The sequence below is a fragment of the Mucilaginibacter robiniae genome (assembly GCF_012849215.1).
Lineage (GTDB): Bacteria > Bacteroidota > Bacteroidia > Sphingobacteriales > Sphingobacteriaceae > Mucilaginibacter > Mucilaginibacter robiniae.
This window is the reverse complement of record NZ_CP051682.1, coordinates 4,576,344-4,594,859: the sequence shown is the minus strand read 5'-3', so window position 1 is coordinate 4,594,859 and position 18,516 is coordinate 4,576,344. Positions and strand designations below refer to the sequence as shown.

The 18,516-nt window shown below is 40.3% G+C and carries 21 protein-coding genes; 18 read left to right on the top strand and 3 right to left on the bottom strand.

The genetic code is table 11. The features are described 5' to 3' along the window. Positions 1–155 precede the first annotated feature (155 nt). The 10 genes from HH214_RS20125 (at position 156) to HH214_RS20080 (ending at position 9,297) form a co-directional block, all read left to right on the top strand. Positions 156–653, top strand: coding sequence for a D-glycero-alpha-D-manno-heptose-1,7-bisphosphate 7-phosphatase (locus HH214_RS20125; RefSeq protein ID WP_169610699.1), 498 nt, complete (start codon positions 156–158; stop codon positions 651–653). Positions 654–946: 293 nt separating this feature from the next. Beyond that, a complete protein-coding gene (gene hisG, locus HH214_RS20120; RefSeq protein ID WP_169610698.1) occupies positions 947–1,798 on the top strand; it encodes an ATP phosphoribosyltransferase in 852 nt (283 codons plus the stop codon). Positions 1,799–1,838: 40 nt separating this feature from the next. Then, positions 1,839–3,128, top strand: a complete 1,290-nt coding sequence (hisD, locus tag HH214_RS20115; RefSeq protein ID WP_169611230.1) for a histidinol dehydrogenase — start codon at positions 1,839–1,841, stop codon at positions 3,126–3,128. Between the two features lie 52 nt (positions 3,129–3,180). Further along, positions 3,181–4,227 carry a histidinol-phosphate transaminase gene (hisC, locus tag HH214_RS20110; protein ID WP_169610696.1) on the top strand — a complete coding sequence of 349 codons (1,047 nt, stop codon included), beginning with the start codon at positions 3,181–3,183 and terminating at the stop codon, positions 4,225–4,227. Then, positions 4,224–5,372, top strand: coding sequence for a bifunctional histidinol-phosphatase/imidazoleglycerol-phosphate dehydratase HisB (gene hisB / locus HH214_RS20105; protein ID WP_169610694.1), 1,149 nt, complete (start codon positions 4,224–4,226; stop codon positions 5,370–5,372). Before hisC ends, hisB begins: the two co-directional genes overlap by 4 nt. Before the next feature lie 34 nt (positions 5,373–5,406). After that, positions 5,407–6,060 carry an imidazole glycerol phosphate synthase subunit HisH gene (gene hisH / locus HH214_RS20100; protein ID WP_169610692.1) on the top strand — a complete coding sequence of 218 codons (654 nt, stop codon included), beginning with the start codon at positions 5,407–5,409 and terminating at the stop codon, positions 6,058–6,060. A 6-nt stretch (positions 6,061–6,066) separates the two neighbouring features. After that, positions 6,067–6,816, top strand: a complete 750-nt coding sequence (locus HH214_RS20095) for a 1-(5-phosphoribosyl)-5-[(5-phosphoribosylamino)methylideneamino]imidazole-4-carboxamide isomerase (RefSeq protein WP_169610689.1) — start codon at positions 6,067–6,069, stop codon at positions 6,814–6,816. Positions 6,817–6,876: 60 nt separating this feature from the next. After that, positions 6,877–7,677, top strand: a complete 801-nt coding sequence (gene hisF, locus HH214_RS20090) for an imidazole glycerol phosphate synthase subunit HisF (protein WP_315853179.1) — start codon at positions 6,877–6,879, stop codon at positions 7,675–7,677. A 44-nt stretch (positions 7,678–7,721) separates the two neighbouring features. Further along, positions 7,722–8,351, top strand: coding sequence for a bifunctional phosphoribosyl-AMP cyclohydrolase/phosphoribosyl-ATP diphosphatase HisIE (gene hisIE, locus HH214_RS20085; RefSeq protein WP_169610687.1), 630 nt, complete (start codon positions 7,722–7,724; stop codon positions 8,349–8,351). 43 nt (positions 8,352–8,394) lie between these two features. After that, positions 8,395–9,297 (top strand): WD40 repeat domain-containing protein, encoded by a 903-nt coding sequence (locus HH214_RS20080; RefSeq protein ID WP_169610686.1) that lies wholly within the window; start codon positions 8,395–8,397, stop codon positions 9,295–9,297. A gap of 22 nt (positions 9,298–9,319) precedes the next feature. Here the strand turns inward: HH214_RS20080 and HH214_RS20075 are convergent, their stop codons facing one another. Both HH214_RS20075 and HH214_RS20070 read right to left on the bottom strand, forming a co-directional pair. Beyond that, positions 9,320–10,081, bottom strand: a complete 762-nt coding sequence (locus HH214_RS20075) for a C40 family peptidase (protein WP_169610685.1) — start codon at positions 10,079–10,081, stop codon at positions 9,320–9,322. Between the two features lie 80 nt (positions 10,082–10,161). Beyond that, positions 10,162–10,515: a 4Fe-4S dicluster domain-containing protein gene (locus HH214_RS20070; RefSeq protein ID WP_169610684.1), complete on the bottom strand. Its 354-nt coding sequence runs from the start codon at positions 10,513–10,515 to the stop codon at positions 10,162–10,164. Between the two features lie 100 nt (positions 10,516–10,615). Here HH214_RS20070 and HH214_RS20065 point away from each other — a divergent pair, with 100 nt between their 5' ends. From HH214_RS20065 to HH214_RS20030, 8 genes are all read left to right on the top strand, one after another. Further along, the gene (locus HH214_RS20065) at positions 10,616–11,638 is read left to right on the top strand and encodes an acyl-CoA reductase (RefSeq protein ID WP_169610683.1); all 1,023 of its coding nucleotides are present in this window, start codon (positions 10,616–10,618) and stop codon (positions 11,636–11,638) included. Between the two features lie 22 nt (positions 11,639–11,660). Further along, a complete protein-coding gene (locus HH214_RS20060) occupies positions 11,661–11,864 on the top strand; it encodes a fructose-6-phosphate aldolase (RefSeq protein WP_169610682.1) in 204 nt (67 codons plus the stop codon). Between the two features lie 5 nt (positions 11,865–11,869). Next, a complete protein-coding gene (locus HH214_RS20055; protein ID WP_169610681.1) occupies positions 11,870–12,553 on the top strand; it encodes a cell division ATP-binding protein FtsE in 684 nt (227 codons plus the stop codon). A 153-nt stretch (positions 12,554–12,706) separates the two neighbouring features. Further along, positions 12,707–13,336 carry a nucleotide exchange factor GrpE gene (locus tag HH214_RS20050; RefSeq protein WP_248282158.1) on the top strand — a complete coding sequence of 210 codons (630 nt, stop codon included), beginning with the start codon at positions 12,707–12,709 and terminating at the stop codon, positions 13,334–13,336. 72 nt (positions 13,337–13,408) lie between these two features. Continuing rightward, positions 13,409–14,572, top strand: a complete 1,164-nt coding sequence (dnaJ, locus tag HH214_RS20045; protein WP_169610679.1) for a molecular chaperone DnaJ — start codon at positions 13,409–13,411, stop codon at positions 14,570–14,572. 153 nt (positions 14,573–14,725) lie between these two features. After that, the gene (locus tag HH214_RS20040; protein WP_169610678.1) at positions 14,726–15,631 is read left to right on the top strand and encodes an ABC transporter ATP-binding protein; all 906 of its coding nucleotides are present in this window, start codon (positions 14,726–14,728) and stop codon (positions 15,629–15,631) included. A gap of 3 nt (positions 15,632–15,634) precedes the next feature. Beyond that, positions 15,635–16,891, top strand: coding sequence for an ABC transporter permease (locus HH214_RS20035; RefSeq protein WP_169610676.1), 1,257 nt, complete (start codon positions 15,635–15,637; stop codon positions 16,889–16,891). Between the two features lie 72 nt (positions 16,892–16,963). Beyond that, positions 16,964–17,914, top strand: coding sequence for a Ppx/GppA phosphatase family protein (locus HH214_RS20030; protein WP_169610674.1), 951 nt, complete (start codon positions 16,964–16,966; stop codon positions 17,912–17,914). On the opposite strand, the gene HH214_RS20025 is transcribed toward HH214_RS20030, so the two are convergent. After that, positions 17,900–18,472 carry a Maf family nucleotide pyrophosphatase gene (locus HH214_RS20025; protein WP_169610672.1) on the bottom strand — a complete coding sequence of 191 codons (573 nt, stop codon included), beginning with the start codon at positions 18,470–18,472 and terminating at the stop codon, positions 17,900–17,902. The two genes, HH214_RS20030 and HH214_RS20025, sit on opposite strands and share 15 nt — an antisense overlap. Positions 18,473–18,516 lie beyond the last annotated feature (44 nt).

Sequence of the window (18,516 nt, the reverse complement as noted above, 5' to 3'; positions counted from 1 at the left end):
GCTTTTTTATGAATATGCAAAATTTTGTAGGGTTTAACATTCCGAAATTTACATTTTCACAATTTACAGGAATACTACTGCATTCAGCAGCAACTATAAAGCACAGCTTTAGCTAACAATATGAATAGTTTATCTTTGCTGGCTATATTATTTTTATGGACACAGCTAAGAACAAAGCCGTATTTTTAGATCGTGACGGCGTTTTAAATAAAGAATTAGGCGATTATGTATGCCGACTAGAAGATTTTCAAGTATTAGAGCATAATTTTGAAGCTTTGAAAGAACTGCAAAACCGAGGTTACTTACTAATTGTGGCAACCAACCAAGGTGGTTTAGCCAAAGGCTGGTACACCGAAGAGCAATTAGCAACTATGCACCAGCATTTGAAAAATCTGTATGCTGAACATGGCGTTACCTTTACTGATATTTACTACTGCCCGCATCATCCCAACTTTACCGGTGATTGTGATTGTCGCAAACCTAAGCCAGGTTTGTTATTAAGAGGTATTGAACAGTATAATATAGACCCGGCACAATCTTACTTTATTGGCGACCGTGAACGTGATGTTGAAGCGGGTACTGCAGCTGGTGTAACAGGTATTCTTATTAATAGCGACCAGCCTATTAGCGAAATGTTAGATTTAATTAAGTAACAATATCGTTAAGAATAGGATGGTTATGTGTACGGGAATAAAACATTTGCGGCTTTGTGCTGTAGTTTGCCAAGAATGTTCTTGTACGTTAGAATTCTATGTTCTTGACGGTAAACAAATAACTTCTATATTTGCGGCACTTCATTCATATATTATAACTATATAAAATGATCGGTTTTCAGTTACATCATCTTCATCTGCACCATCGCCCCTTGTGGCGATAATGATGATGTATGTTTCTACGTGAAATAACAAACCCCGATTTATTTATAGTTTAATTTATTCCAATCCCTGTGAAACCATTAAAAATAGCCATCCAAAAGTCAGGAAGGCTCAATGAAAAATCTGTAGAGCTGCTTAAGAACTGCGGCCTGAATTTTGAAAATTATAAAAGTTCGTTGATCTCTCCAGTATCAAACTTCCCGCTCGAAATCTTATTTCTGCGTGATGATGATATTCCGGAATATGTACAAGATGGCATAGCCGACTTAGGTATAGTTGGTGAAAACGTAATTCAGGAAACTGAGGTTGAAGTAACCTATTTGCAAAAACTTGGCTTCGGCAAATGCTCATTGAAAATTGCTGTACAGAACAACAGTTCTATTGAAAGCTTAGCTGAGTTAGATGGCAAATCTATCGCAACCACTTACCCGGTTATTTTAGATAAATTCCTTAAAAGTAATAACATTCAAGCAGATATAAGAACAATATCTGGCTCTGTAGAAATATCACCAGGCTTAGGTTTGAGCGATGCCATCTGCGATTTAGTATCAACCGGCGGCACCTTAAAAAGCAACGGTCTGAAACCTTTTGCTGATGTAATGTCGTCAGAAGCGGTATTGATTGGCCGCAAAGGTTCAGAAAATGAAGACTTAGTTCAGGAGCTTATTCAACGTGTGCAATCAGTTTTACGAGCTAAGGAAACCAAGTATGTCGTACTAAATGTAAGCCGTCATAATCTGGATACCGTTTTGCAATTACTGCCTGGTGTAAAAAGCCCATCAGTAGTGCCTCTGGCTGAAGAAGACTGGGTTGCTGTACATACGGTAATTCCGGAACGCGATTTTTGGGATCGTATCAGCCAGCTGAAACAAGCTGGTGCTCAAGGAATTGTAGTAATGCCAATTGAAAAAATAATTCTCTAACATCTATCCCTTATAAAGGGAGTAATTATGAATGATTGAAATGCTAAAAGTTTATAATTATGCTGATTTAAGCACTGCACAATTACAGGAACTGGTACAACGTAATGTAGATCCGGCAAATGATATCCGTAACATCGTAGAAGACATACTGACGAACGTACAGCAATTTGGTGATCGGGCCTTATTTGATTACGCTCGACGGTTTGATGGCGTTGCATTAGAAAAGCTTTTTCTAGACAAAGCTGAGTTGGCCGAAATTGCAACTGCTTTATTGCCGGAGCAAAAAGAAGCATTAGAACTGGCTTACCGGAACATTTATAAATTTCATGAAAGTCAGCTAAAAGCTGAAGCGCAAATTGAAACTATGCCTGGCGTAACCTGCTGGCGCGAACTACGACCTATTGAAAAGGTAGGCTTGTATATTCCGGGAGGTACGGCAGTTTTACCAAGCACCTTTTTAATGCTGGGTATACCAGCTCGTATAGCGGGTTGCCATGAAATAGTAGTATGCTCACCACCGCAAAAGAATGGTAAAGTAAACGCCTTTATAGCGTATGTGGCTCAACTATTGAACATAGATCGCATTTATCTATCCGGCGGTGCACAGGCCATTGCTGCTATGGCTTACGGAACTGAAAGTATCACTAAAGTTGATAAGATATTTGGTCCTGGAAACCAATTTGTTACTAAAGCAAAAACCATTATTCAATCTACTACTGTTACTGCTATTGACATGCCGGCAGGTCCATCAGAAGTTTTGGTCATTGCTGATGAGACATCAACTCCAACCTACTTAGCAGCTGATTTGTTAGCTCAGGCAGAACATGGCGTTGATAGTCAAAGCGTTTTAGTAGCTACATCTCAAGTAATAGTTGAACAAACTACAGCAGAGCTGGAACGACAATTGGCAATTTTGCCTCGCGCTGAAATTGCCAGTAAAGCTATAGCTAACTCTTATGTAATTGTGGTAAATAGTTTAGATGAGGCCATGCAGTTCAGCAACCAATACGCGCCTGAGCATTTGATATTAGCTACTGAACAATGGTCGAGCATTACAGATAAAATTATTAATGCTGGTTCAGTGTTCTTGGGTAATCAAACCCCAGAAAGTGTTGGCGATTATGCATCAGGTACCAACCATACATTACCTACCAGCGCGTATGCTAAGGCCTATTCTGGCGTTTCGGTAGATTCATTTGTGAAAAAGATTACCTTTCAGCATTTAACATCCGCTGGTATACAGAACATTGGTCCTCATGTGGAAGTTTTGGCTGATTTAGAAGGTTTGCATGCACATAGAAACGCGGTAAGCGTTCGCTTACAACACTAATTGCAGGTGCATTATCAATCAGATTTTTTACAACCATCAACTTTCAAAACCTATGTTCGATATTAATAATATACTTAGAGAAAATATAAAGAACCTTAAACCGTATTCGTCCGCACGTGATGAGTTTCAGGGTGAAGCCAGCGTGTATTTAGACGCTAATGAAAATGCTTTTGGCTCACCATTGGAACAACAATACAACCGTTACCCTGACCCGTTGCAAATGGAAGTTAAAAAACGGTTAAGCGATATAAAAGGTGTACCAACAAGCAATATATTTTTAGGTAATGGCAGCGATGAAGCTATTGATATATTATTCCGCAGCTTCTGTAATCCAGGCATAGACAATGTCATACTCGTACCGCCAACGTATGGCATGTATGAAGTATCAGCCAATATTAACAACATTGCTATCCAGCGCATGCCATTGACAACTGATTACCAGTTGAATGTTGATGGTATCCTTAATGCTATTAATGAACATACTAAGCTTATTTTCGTATGTTCGCCTAATAACCCAACCGGTAATTCCATCAATCGTAATGATATTGAAACACTGCTAACTAGCTTCAACGGCTTAGTTATAGTAGATGAAGCTTACATTAACTTCAGCAGCCAGCAAAGCTTTATAGAGAATTTAACTCAATACCAGAATCTGGTAGTACTGCAAACTTTATCAAAAGCTTGGGGTTTAGCAGGCTTACGTGTAGGTATGGCATTTGCCAGTAACGAGGTAATTGATGTAATGAATAAAGTTAAGCCTCCTTACAATATTAATGAAGCATCGCAGCAACTAGCTTTGCAGGCTCTGCAAAACACAGAGCAGGTAAATAGCTGGATACAAGAAGTTTTACAAGAACGAGATAAATTAATAATACAGCTTCAAAGTTTAGATTTTGTACTTAACATTTATCCATCTGATGCTAACTTTATCTTGGTAAAAACAACCGATGCCCGTGGTATATACAACTTTTTAGTGCAGCATGGGATTATTGTACGCGACCGCTCAAAGGTTGAGCTTTGTGAAGGTGCTTTGCGCATCACTATTGGTAAACCTGAAGAGAACAGCAAACTCATAGAAACCTTAAAAAACTTTAAATGAGTAGTCCGAAAAAAGTATTGTTTATTGACCGGGATGGTACCCTGATTAAAGAACCGGCCGACCAGCAGATTGATTCTTTCCACAAACTGGAGTTTTATCCTGGTGCTATCATTTATTTATCACGCATAGCTAAAGAACTGGATTACGAATTAGTAATGGTGAGTAATCAAGATGGCCTGGGTACCCTTTCGCACCCTGATGAAAACTTTTGGCCCGTACATGAACTGATTGTACGCACTTTTGCTAATGAAGGCGTTGTTTTTTCGGCCACACATATAGATCGCACCTTTGCAGCCGACCATACGCCTACTCGTAAACCAGGTACGGGTATGCTTACCAGCTACTTCAATATCGAGGAGTATGATTTACCCAACTCTTATGTAATTGGCGATCGCATGAATGATGTGCTACTAGCAAAGAACTTAGGTGCTAAAGCTTTATGGCTGAACAACCATTCAGGTTTAGGCGCACAGGAGTTTACTGAAGATGAAGCATCAGCCATTAAAAATACAGTTGCGCTGGAAACTACAGATTGGCAGCAAATATATGAATACCTAAAACTGGGTGAACGTGTTGTAGAACATCGTCGTACCACTAAGGAAACAGACATATATATCAAAATCAATTTGGACGGTACAGGTGAAGCCAATGTTAATACCGGCTTGCACTTTTTTGATCACATGCTAGACCAAATTGCCCGACATGGTAGTATGGATTTGGATATAACGGCTAAAGGTGACTTGCATATTGATGAACACCATACTATTGAAGATACCGGAATTGCGTTAGGCGAGGCTTTTGCTACCGCTTTGGGCAATAAAAAAGGGATTGAGCGTTATGGTTTCTGCCTACCAATGGATGATTGTCTGGCTCAGGCCGCTATTGATTTTGGCGGACGTAACTGGTTGATGTGGGAAGCTGAATTTAAGCGAGAAAAAGTTGGCGATATGCCCACCGAAATGTTCTACCATTTTTTCAAGTCATTTTCAGATGCAGCAAAATGCAACCTGAACATCAAAGCAGAAGGCTATAACGAACATCATAAAATAGAGGCTATATTTAAAGTTTTTGCCAAAGCCATTAAAATGGCTGTAAAACGCGATGCAGAAAAAATGGTACTACCTAGCACTAAAGGAGTTTTGTAAAAACTCTTATGATTAGCAATGAATCCAAGTAACTATGGAAATTGAAGAAAAGAATGATTCAGAAATAACAGCCTCATCTCCTGTAAATGGAGCTGCTAATATCGGAATTGTACGTTACGGTGCCGGAAATATATTTTCGCTTACATGCGCTCTGGACCGGCTAGGCGTAAGCTATGGCATGATTCATACCGAGGCTGATTTTGATAAGTTCGACCGTTACATCATACCTGGCGTGGGCCATGCCGGGGCAGCCATGAGTAAACTGGAGCATACCGGTCTGGTACCTTCTATTAAAACTTTGCAAAAGCCAACGCTGGGTATTTGTGTGGGTATGCAACTCATGACAGCCTACTCTGAAGAAGGCAATGCTGACCTATTGAACATTTTTCCGAACAAAACACTTAGATTTAAAAACAGTGAAGCCTACAAAGTTCCTCATACAGGCTGGAACCAGGTTTACCAGAATAAGCAAAATCCACTATTTGCAGGTATTCCGTCGGGGGCGCATTTCTATTTTGTCCACTCCTACTATATCGAGTATAGTAATGATTATACTTTAGCATCAACTGATTATAGTTTAAAGTACTCGGCATCAATTTGGCATAACAATTTTTACGGCGTGCAATTTCATCCAGAAAAATCGGGTGTGTACGGCGAAACTATACTTTCTAATTTTTCAAAAATATAGACAAACATGTACATTATTCCGGCTATTGATATTCTGAACAAGAAAGTGGTACGTCTTCGCGAAGGCGATTACCAACAGGTTACGCAATATGACGTGAGCCTGGAAGAAATGATTGAGCGCTACCAATCTAATGGTACTAACTTTATCCATATCATTGACCTGAATGGTGCTAAAAACGATTTTAGCAACCAACAATATCTGTTTGATGTGATTAAAAAAACAGATATGAAAATTCAATATGGTGGTGGTATCCGCAGTATTGATAAGGTGAAGGAGTTAACCGATGCTGGTATAGCCCGCGTTATTGTAGGTACCCAAGCTATAACTAATCCGTCTTTTTTAGATGAACTGAGCAAAGCCATGTGCGGCTCTGCTAAATGCGCCGAGAAAATTGTTGTAGCTATTGATGTTCTAGATGAGGTAATCAAATACTCCGGTTGGATGGAAAGTTCCCCTATCAAGCTGATGGATTATATTGACCGATGCCTGCATTTAGGTTTTTACCGATTCTTATGTACCGACATTGATAAGGACGGCAAATTAGGGGGTGCCGGTGTTGAACTATATAAAAAACTATTGAACTACTCACCTATCATCAAGCTAATTGCTTCAGGTGGTGTAAGCTCGATGAAAGATATAGAACAACTAAGCAAAATCAAGGTGGAAAGCTGCGTTGTAGGTAAAGCTATTTACGAACAACGAATTACCATTGAAGATGTAAAAAACTGGAACTTAAAATCACTGATTAGTATCTAACTCTTTGCAGGAAGGCATTGATAAATTAAGATTTTACAAAAGTACCATTTACTATTCGTTTTGAAAGATATTGAACAACATGTAAGCTCCGCCATTGGTGGAAGTGGTGGCTTAGCTAAACGAATTATCCCCTGCCTTGATGTAAAAGATGGGCGTACTGTTAAAGGCGTAAATTTTGTGGACTTGCGCGATGCCGGTGATCCGGTAGAACTGGCTTGGAATTACTCACAGCAAGGTGCCGACGAACTGGTGTTTCTGGATATCACAGCTACGCACGAACGCCGTAAAACGATAGTGGAATTGGTAAAAGCCGTAGCCCGGCAGATTAATATTCCATTCACCATTGGCGGTGGCATAAACGAGATTGCGGATGCCGATGCATTGCTGAATGCCGGAGCCGATAAGATATCCATCAACTCGGCAGCTGTACGTAATCCGGCTTTAATTGATGAACTGGCCAAAGCCTTTGGCGTACAATTTGTAATTGTAGCCGTTGATACCCGACACGTAGCCAATACTAATATTGTACACCTGAACGGCGGGCGCATAGCTACCGATAAAGAAACATTAGGTTGGATAAAGGAAGCAGAAAGTCGTGGTGCGGGTGAAATATTACTAACCTCAATGGATCATGATGGCACCAAAGCAGGCTTTGATAATACCTTTTTAAAGGTGGTAAATGATGCGGTACGCATTCCGGTTATAGCTTCCGGAGGTGCGGGCAATGTACAGCATTTTGTAGATGTATTCGAACAAACCAATGTAGATGCCGCTTTGGCTGCATCGGTATTCCACTATGGTGAAATATTAATACCCGATTTAAAAACTCTTTTACGCGAGCATCACATAGAAGTGAGATAGGTTTAGCCGTAAATTGATAACAACTTTATTCAGAAAGAATAAACATGCAAATAGACTTTTCAAAATCGCCGGATGGGTTAGTGCCGGTGGTTATTCAGGATGCACAAACACTGGAAGTGCTGATGCTGGGGTACATGAACCAGGAAGCTTATGATAAAACGGTACAGGAAAAAGTAGTTACTTTCTACTCCCGTTCCAAAAACCGTTTGTGGACCAAAGGTGAAACCAGCAGCAACTTTTTGCATGTGCAAAGCATGCATATAGATTGTGATAATGACACCATCTTGATTAAAGCTAAAGCTGATGGCCCCACCTGCCACACCGGCGCACGTAGTTGTTTTAAAACATCGTACAACCAAAACTTTATTCTAGAACTGGAAAGTATCATTCGCGGCCGCTACGAGAATCCACAAGAAGGATCGTACGTAGATAAATTGCGTCGTAAAGGCTTGAAGAAAATAGCTCAGAAGGTAGGTGAAGAAGGTGTTGAAACGGTGATTGCTGCACTGGCCGAAACAGAGACAGACTTCATCAACGAAGCTTCTGACTTGGCTTTTCATCTTCTAGTATTGCTGCGAGAGAAAGGCGTAAGCTTAGAAACTATCGCCCAAAACCTGGAAGTAAGGCATACTAATCCTCAACCACCACGTGGGGAAGCATTGAAATTGCAGTAAGAGCATTTTTCTGATTATCAATTCTTTTAAAAACAGGCACAGTATGAAAGCAGAAAAATCATTTGAACTTACCGGGCATAGCAATCCTATCTTTTCACTGGAGCTTTCGCAAAAGCCAAACATTTTGTTTAGCGGCGGTAATGATAAAGGTTTGGTAGAATGGAGCCTGAGCAAACAAACTTTCATTAAAGTGATGTTTCCGGTACAGGCATCTATTTATGCTATACACTGTCCTGCTGGCTTCCCGTTAATGTTTGCCGGGTTACGTAGCGGCGATGTGTTGGTATTTGATTTCTTGCAGCAAAAAATTGTAGCTACACTCAAATGCCATAGCAAACCTATCTTTGACATCCAATCGGTAAGCAGCAAGCAAGAATTGCTGGTAGCTTCTGAAGATGGTCGGGTGAGTGTTTGGAACTTGAATACCTTACAATTACTCCATACCATTCAAGTTTCTGATGATACCGTTCGTAGCATTGGTATTTCACCTAATAATACTCAGGTTGCTTTCGCTTGTCGTGATAGCACGATAAAGGTGTACCATTTGGAGGATTACGCTTTTATCTCTGCATTGCAAGGTCACACTTTGGCTGTGTTCAGCGTGCAGTATACCCCAGATAACCGCTACTTGATTTCAGGCTCCCGTGATGCGCAGATCAAACTGTGGAATGTACAAACGTTAGAATTGGCTCAAAACATTCCGGCACACATGTTTGCCGTTAATCATGTTCTGGCTCACCCTACCCAGCCCTACTTTGCTTCAGCTAGTATGGATAAAAGCATTAAAATATGGGGGCTGAATGATTTTAAACTATACAAAATCATTAGTCGCGAAAAAGGTTATGATAGTCATGCCTTATCTGTAAACAAACTGGCTTGGAATGGTAATCAACTCCTTTCAACCAGTGATGACAAGCGGATTATGGCTTGGGAAATAGAGTTCTAACCCTTATTCTTTATAAGTTAATTTAACAATACCGCTTAATAATTCTTAATTGATGCGTATGGCGTTGCTGATCTTCAGCATAAATGCCTTGCGTATCCATTTTGTCAATGCGCACCCTGCCTGAGGCATGAATAATTTGTTCGTTGTTGAGCATTAAACCAACATGTACTATACGCCCCTCGGCATTGTCGAAAAAGGCTAAATCGCCGGGCTGAGCCTCTTGCAGAAAATCTACCGCACTACCCTGCTCTGCTTGCTGACTCGCATCACGCTTTAAAAATAAACCATATTGTTTAAAAACAGTCTGCACAAACCCTGAGCAATCTATACCGAAATGTGTTCGTCCGCCCCATAAGTAAGGACTATTCAGATAAGTTTTCGCTGAAGCTAATAAATCAATGAGTTTATTAATTGGAGTAGTTAAGTGGTAAACTTCCTTGTTAATTTGACAGGTATTACCTTCATGAAAAGGTAACGTGCATCCGGCTGGCAAAAGCAAGGCACTATTGTCAGACGTTTTAATAACTACGCTAACGTGCTGAATAGTTAATACTGATGGTGCTGATTGTAAGTTTAAATAATCTTCGTAGTTCAGCGTAGTAACTTGATTGCGGCTTATCCATCCTTCGTATTCATCATAAGCCGTTACAATCTTCACCCATTTTTCCTGCCATTCGATAATCTGGTACGTTTCACCAAATAGCAATTGTGAAACCATCTCGCTTCGTTCCGAAGGTTCGGCCCGCATTGGAATAATGGCCAACTGACTAATTCCGTAATCCATAATGCTAAAATAGTTTTTCGTTTCGTACCAACAAAAAAGGGATGCTTAATGCACCCCTTTGTATATTTTCTACCTTAATATTAACCTTCCATGTGCAGCCAATCTTTTTTGGCCAGCAGTTCTTCTTTAGATTCGCGAATGTCTTCATCATCCACGCAACAATCAACCGGGCAAACGGCTGCACATTGTGGCTCATCATGAAAACCAACGCACTCAGTACATTTATCAGGTACAATATAATAGATGTCGTCCGACAAGGCAGCTTGCGCTTGTTCGGCATTCAGGGTATTACCATCGCCAAAATCAATTACCCCTTTTAAATCAGTACCGTCTGAAAATCGCCAAGCAGCGCCCGCATCATAAATGGCATTATTAGGGCATTCCGGCTCACAAGCACCGCAATTAATACATTCATCAGTGATTTTAATCGCCATATCTTAATATCTTATATTCTGGTTAACTTTGCCTGCGTTTGCAGTGCTTGCAAATATAACAAAAATTCATGCAGGGAGTTTAATTTTCCTCATCGTTACTATGTCAAATCCAAGTAAATCAAATTTAATAAATGCAGTAGCCGAATTGGGTAAGCAATTAAGTTCCCCCGATGCAACGCTGAGCCAATTGATACAAACAGAAAGCAATCATAATGCCTGGTTTACCCCCGAAAGTGTACAACAGGCTGTGATAGCTAGCGGCCTGCAGTTAACTATAGAAAACCTTACTAAATGGTTAAACCGCTATACCTTACAAAACCATACACCTCAAAAGGTTGGCCTGATACTGGCTGGCAATATACCACTTGTTGGCTTTCATGATGTTTTGTGTGTATTGTTAACCGGCAACATTGCTTTAATCAAAGCATCCTCGCAAGATGCACGCTTGATTAAGTATGTTTTACAGCTGTTGGTTGATATAGATAACAACTTTGCCGGGCAATATAAATTTGTAGAGCGTTTGGAAGGCTTTGATGCTATTATTGCTACTGGTAGTAATAATACCTCACGCTATTTTGAATACTATTTTAGTAATGTACCACATATTATTCGTAAAAACCGAAATAGTATTGCTTTACTTACCGGTCGGGAAACGGAAGAACAATTACGAAATTTGGGTAATGATATTTTTGCCTATTATGGTTTAGGTTGCCGCAACGTGTCCAAATTACTGGTACCACAAGGGTATGATTTTATTCCGTTTTTTGAGGCTATTGAAAGTTGCAGTAACGTTATTCAGCATCACAAGTACCACAACAACTATGATTACAACAAAGCCATTTACTTGGTGAACAGAGACAAACATCTGGATAATGGCTTTTTATTATTAAAGCAGGATGAACGGTTAGCCTCCCCTTTGGCGGTGTTGTTTTATGAGGAATATGCATATCTGGATGCTGCGCAGACTTTGCTGGCACAACAAAGCGATCAAATTCAATGTGTGGTTACCAGAGCTGAATTAAACATTAATAATCAAGTAGTTGATTTTGGAGAAAGCCAGCAGCCAGCTTTATGGGATTATGCTGACGGAATAGATACGATACAATTTTTGTCTAATCTTTAAAATAAAGCTATTTTTGGACGGCATGTATATCATTAAAGTAAAAGGCGTGGCCAAAATACCTGACTATGTACAATTGCGTGATGAGCAGTTTACCTTACTGGCGTATTTTCGGGTAGATCGTCCCGATAAATCGCTGGATAAAGTGGGGTTGGGTGATAAAGCTGATTACATAATGAATTTAATAAAAGACCTGCCTTTTGGCCAGATTTTAAAACTGGAGTTATAACCGCCATGATTGGAAATTCTATTATAAAGCTGCAAAACGTTGATATATTTCAGCAAAAGCATTTGGTATTATCAGATGTAAACCTGCACATTGATAAAGGCGATTTTATTTGGCTGATTGGCCAAACCGGGTCGGGCAAAAGCAGTTTGTTAAAAGTACTTTATGGCGATTTAACAATAACTACTGGCGAAGGTCATGCTGGCGGGTATGATTTAAGGAAACTGCCCAGCCGTGATATTCCCTACCTGCGTCGTAAGTTGGGTATTGTATTTCAGGATTTTCAACTATTAACCGATCGTAGTATAGAACAAAACCTGCATTTTGTGCTTAGAGCTACGGGCTGGAAAGACAAGAAACTGATTGCCGAACGTATTCGTGATGTGCTGGAAAAAGTAGGTTTACGCTCCAAAATTAAAAAGATGCCGCACGAGCTTTCGGGTGGCGAGCAGCAGCGTGTGGTTATTGCCCGGGCTTTGCTGAACGAACCGGAAATTATTTTGGCGGATGAACCTACAGGTAACTTAGACCCGGATACTTCTGAAGAAATTGTAATGTTGTTAAAGCAAATCAGCCTATCGGGTACTGCCGTGCTGATTGCTACACACGATTATCATATTATTCGTACTTTCCCGTCACGTATTATCAAATGTGAATCGGGTAAAGTACTAGAAGATGTACAGATTGCTTAATTCAAGAAAGCAGCGGCAGAAAAATTAATATTAAATCAGTAGTATTTATTGTTCTGCCACTGCTACGCAATACTGCCACTTCGCCATCTGTCATAACAAGACAAATCTACCATAAAATTTAAAACGCACTGACAGCCTGACTGCTTTGCAGCTATGGCAGGGAACTTGATTTGTACTACCATCATGAACTTTAAAGACATGTTTAATAAAAAAGATAAGCAGGAAACACCATCAACTGATAACATGGAAGACGTGAACAATGCATTTGACAGCACTGAGGAAAACGAAAACCCATTAGCCGACGAGTTGAACGCCAATGAGCCGGTTGAAGCTTCAGCCGAAAGTAAATTAAAAGATGAACTAGCGCAGGCCAATGATAAATATTTGCGCTTATATGCTGAGTTTGATAATTTTAGAAGAAGGACAAACAAGGAACGTGCTGAAGAAAGACAAACTGCAGGTAAAGACACCATAGTGGCTTTGCTGCCTGTGGTAGATGATTTTGACCGCGCCTTGAAAGCCATGGAATCTACTACTGATATAAATGCGGTTAAAGAAGGTGTTAGTTTAGTTTTTAACAAGCTAAAAAACATGCTGGCACAAAAAGGCTTGAAGCCAATGGATGCCAAAGGCACCGAGTTTGACGCTGATTTACATGAGGCCATTACCAACGTACCTGCACCAACTGAAGACTTGAAAGGCAAAGTGGTTGATGAACTGGAAAAAGGTTATTACCTGAATGATAAAGTAGTACGCTTTGCTAAAGTTGTAGTAGGCAGTTAAGTAGTTAGTAAGTTGATTAAGTTATTTAGTTATTAGGCTTATAACCTGATAACATAATAACCACAAAATATTATGTCAAAAAGAGATTATTACGACGTACTGGGAGTATCCCGTAGCGCCAGTGAGGATGAGATTAAGAAGGCTTACCGCAAAATGGCAATTAAGTATCACCCGGACAAAAACCCGGGCGATAAAGCTGCCGAAGAATCATTTAAAGAAGCGGCAGAAGCTTACGAGGTACTAAGCAAACCTGATAAGCGTCAGCGTTACGACCAATTTGGCCATGCAGCCAACGCACAATCGGCCAATGGTGGCTATGGTGGCGGTGGCATGAATATGGATGATATATTCAGCCAATTTGGTGATATTTTTGGTGGCGGAAGTCCGTTTGAAGGCTTCTTTGGTGGTGGCGGTGGCCGTCAGCAAGGCGGAGGCCGTCGTGTAGCCCGTGGCAGCAATTTGCGCATTAAAGTACGCTTAACGCTGGAAGAAATTGCTAACGGTGCCGAAAAGAAAATTAAAGTTAACAAGCAGGTTTTATGTAAAACTTGTGATGGTACAGGTGCAAAAGATAAATCATCATTTCAAACTTGTAAAACTTGTGGTGGCTCGGGTGCTGTACGCCGGGTAACCAACACTATATTAGGTCAGATGCAAACGACCAGCACCTGCCCTACTTGTAACGGTGAAGGTTCAACTATTACTTCTAAATGTAATGTTTGCCATGGCGACGGTGTGGTACGTGGCGAAGAAACCATCAGCATTAATATCCCTGCCGGCGTAAGTGAAGGCATGCAGCTAAGCATGAGCGGCAAAGGTAACGCAGCTCCTCGTGGCGGTGTACCAGGCGATCTGATTATTTTGATTGAGGAAGTTCCGCACGAAACGTTAAAACGTGATGGCAACAATGTAATTTACGATTTGCACATCAACTTTGTGGATGCCGCTTTAGGCACCAGCATTGAAGTACCAACCATTGATGGCAAAGCTAAAATCAAGATTGAGCCAGGCACCCAGGGGGGTAAGATACTTCGTTTGAAAGGCAAAGGTGTGCCAGAGGTAAACTCCTACCATCGTGGCGATCAATTGGTTCATATCAACATCTGGACTCCTAAAGCTTTAAGCCGCGAAGAACGCGATGCTTTAGAGAAATTACAAAATTCACCAAACTTTAAACCTAATCCGGGCAAAAACGAAAAAAGCTTTTTTGAGCGGATGAAGGAATATTTTGAGTAAACCTGTTGAGTATAAATTTGATAAAGCCTGAAGTTGATAAAGCTTCAGGCTTTTTTTGTACCAATTACTTTTTGAATACTGTAACATAATTGATTAGTCTGTATCTAAATACCAATCACAACTTAAAACATTTAAACTACTCCTCTCAATCTCATGCTAAGTATTCGCAACATTGTGAAACAGTATGCCGGCCATACGGCACTGAACAACGTGAGCCTGGAAGTAAACGGTGGCAAAATATTTGGCCTTTTAGGCCCAAATGGCGCTGGTAAAACTTCTCTCATTCGTATTATCAACCAAATTACCGCACCCGATTCCGGCGAGATCTATTTTGGTGGCGAACGCCTTAACCAATCGCACATTGAACGTATTGGCTATATGCCCGAAGAACGTGGCTTGTACAAGAAAATGGAGATTGGCGAACAGATCGTTTACCTGGCCCGCTTAAAAGGTTTAAGCAAGGCAGAAGCAACCAAGCGTATCAAATACTGGTTTGAAAAGCTGGAAATACAAGATTGGTGGCATAAGAAGGTGGAAGAGCTATCGAAGGGAATGCAACAAAAAGCCCAGTTTGTGGCTACCGTGTTGCATGAACCTGATCTGATTATTCTGGATGAGCCTTTCAGCGGTTTTGACCCGGTTAATGCTGAAGTAATTAAGGAAGAAATATTGGAGCTGAACCGAAAAGGAGCTACTATCCTATTTTCTACTCACCGTATGGAATCGGTTGAGGAACTATGTGATTCTATTGCGCTCATCCATAAATCACACAAAATACTGGATGGCCGGATAAAAGATATTCGTAATTCATACCGTAGTAATACCTATTTGGTTGAATATAATGGCACTAAGCTCGACTTAAATGGTAAGCAGCCTTTTACTCTACTTGATGAAGTAGCTTCAGAAGACGGATATACCATCCGGTTAAAACTCAATGATGGCACTACCTCTAACGATGTACTTCAATATTTAATTCCGCAGGTTAGAATTAATCGCTTACAAGAAGTGATACCCAGCGTAAATGAAATTTTTATTCAGAAAGTTAATCAAACCGCCTAAACCATGAACAAAGTTTTACTTATCATACAACGAGAATATTTATCACGCGTACGCAAAAAAGCATTCATTGTTACTGCTTTTTTGGTACCACTACTAGTACTGGCTATGTACGCCATTGTATATCTCATTTACAAAAACAGTAGCGAGTTTACAACCATACGCACGGTTAAAGTGCTTGATGAAAGCGGCAGCTTTGCGGGCAAATTACACAATGGCAGCAACTTACAATTTGTTGCTACCCATCAAAACTTATTTGAAGCTAAAAAAGATTTAAAGAAGCATGAAGATGATTTACTTCTGTACATTCCGAAAATTTTTGATGTACCGAAAGCTGTGCAGGTATTATCAGAAAAGAAGCCGAACATTACTGTAGCTGCAGCTATTGAGCGCCAAATGAATGAGGTAGCTACCAATAACAACATGATTGCCAACGGTATTGATACTTCAAAAATCCGTAACATACGCAGCCACATTGATATTAGCGCCCGCCAGGTTACGGATACAGGTGTTAAGGATTCTAACATATCCGCATTATTTGCTTTGGGTGTAGCAGGTGCCATTATTATTTACATATCGCTTTTCATTTACGGAGCACAAGTAATGCGCGGGGTAATTGAAGAAAAAACCAATCGTATTATTGAAGTCATTGTATCATCCGTAAAGCCTTTTCAGCTTATGCTGGGCAAAATTATTGGTGTGGCACTGGTGAGCTTAACTCAATTTACACTTTGGATTGTATTATCCATTGCAGTAAGTTACCTGGCTAACAAATATTTTAGTACTCCACAGAGCCAAAGCCCACTGCTCACCGTATTAGCGGCTACCAAAAACATTCCGTTTGGTTATATACTTAGCTGCTTTTTATTTTATTTTTTGAGTGGCTTCTTGTTATACAGTGCATTGTTTGCCGCTGTAGGTTCCGCAGTTGATAGTGAAACAGAAACCCAACAGTTTATGTTCCCGATAACCATGCCGTTATTTTTCACTTACCTATTATCAGTAAGCTTTTTGGCACAAGCCCCTGATAGCAGCTTGGCCTTCTGGTTATCCATCATTCCATTTACAGCCCCGGTTGCCATGATGGTACGTTTGCCTTTTGATGTGCCGGCATGGCAATTAGGCTTATCTATGGGGCTCATGATTGCAGGTTTTATTTTTACTACCTGGATAGCCGCACGCATTTACCGGGTAGGAATATTAATGTACGGTAAAAAAGCCAGCTACGGCGAAATAGCCAAATGGTTTTTTTATAAAGAATAATAGCTAACCTAATCTTTATCACTATCCCTGCAAAAAAATAAAACTTTTGCAGGGATTTTTTATTTTAGAGGAATGACTAACCGTGTTGCCGTTATAGATCTCGGTACTAACACCTTTCATTTACTCATAGCAGAACCTGGCCAGTCTTATTTCTTTACAGAACTACTGCATAAGTCTGAAGCTGTAAAACTGGGTGAAGGTGGAATCAACGATGGTGTTATCCGGCCTGATGCCTATCAGCGGGGTATTGCTGCAATGAATAAATTTCAACAATATATATTGCAATACAATGTACAGCAAGTTAAAGCATTGGCTACTTCGGCTATGCGTAGCGCTACAAACGGACAGCAATTTATAGATGAAGTAAAAGCACAAACGGGTATTCAGATTGGAATTATTTTAGGTGACACTGAAGCTCAGTACATTTACCAGGGCGTAAAAGCATCTAATTGTCTGCAAGCAGATAACAGTTTAATTGTAGATATTGGAGGTGGCAGTGTAGAGTTAATTATCGGCAATAACGAACATATTACTTACAAGCAAAGCTTTGAAATTGGTGCTGCTCGCTTAATGGCACTGTTTCATCAAACCGACCCTATACCGCCAAGCAGCATTCAAGATTTATACGCTCATTTAGATAACCACTTGCAACCTATGCTTGCAGCTGTTGCACGTAATTCTGTAATCAATCTAATTGGCTCATCCGGCGCTTTCGAGACTTTTGCTGAATTAGCAGAGCGCGATAAGGGTTATGATTTTGAATTAAAACAAAATCAGGTTTATACGTTCAATGAGCAAGACTTCTTGAAGATTACCAATCGTCTTATTCAGTCATCGCATGATGAACGGCTAAGTATGAAAGGAATTATACCTGTACGGATTGATATGATTGTAGTAGCCTCTTTAATTACCTGCTATTTATTAGAAAAGTTGCAGATTAAAGAGGTAGTGATGACGGCGTATTCGCTAAAGGAAGGTGTATTAGCCAGTATGCTGAACCAGCAAGTGTTAAATAAGCTTTAGTAGCTGCTGGTACACCTTTTCGGTAGGTAAGCCAACGACATTGGTATATGAGCCATTAATGCGTTCAATGCCGGTAAGGCCTACCCATTCTTGTATGCCATAAGCACCGGCTTTATCCATCGGTTTATACTTATTCACATATGCTGTTATCTCTTCATCTGTCAGCTTACGGAAAAACACTTCCGATACATCGTAAAACAAGTTGTACTGATGCTTGTACAAAATGCAAACGCCTGTAATTACCCGATGTACTCTGCCCGATAAGCGTTGCAGCATCTCAATAGCATGTGCAGGCGTTTCAGGCTTGCACAATATCAAATCGTCAATGCACACAATGGTATCGGCAGTAAGTACAACTTCATCAGCAATGGTTTCATCGTAGGCTTTGGCTTTCTTTTCAGCTATGTAAACTGCTACTTCTTCAGGCTTCAGATGATCTGGATAACTTTCATCTACCTCTTTCAGCACAATACGGAAATCCACATCCATTAGCCGTAACAGTTCCTGTCGACGTGGTGACTTAGATGCAAGAATAATTTTAGGTAGTTGATGAATCATAGTTTACAGCAAATAGTTGAAGGTTGGCAAGTAAATGTATATCA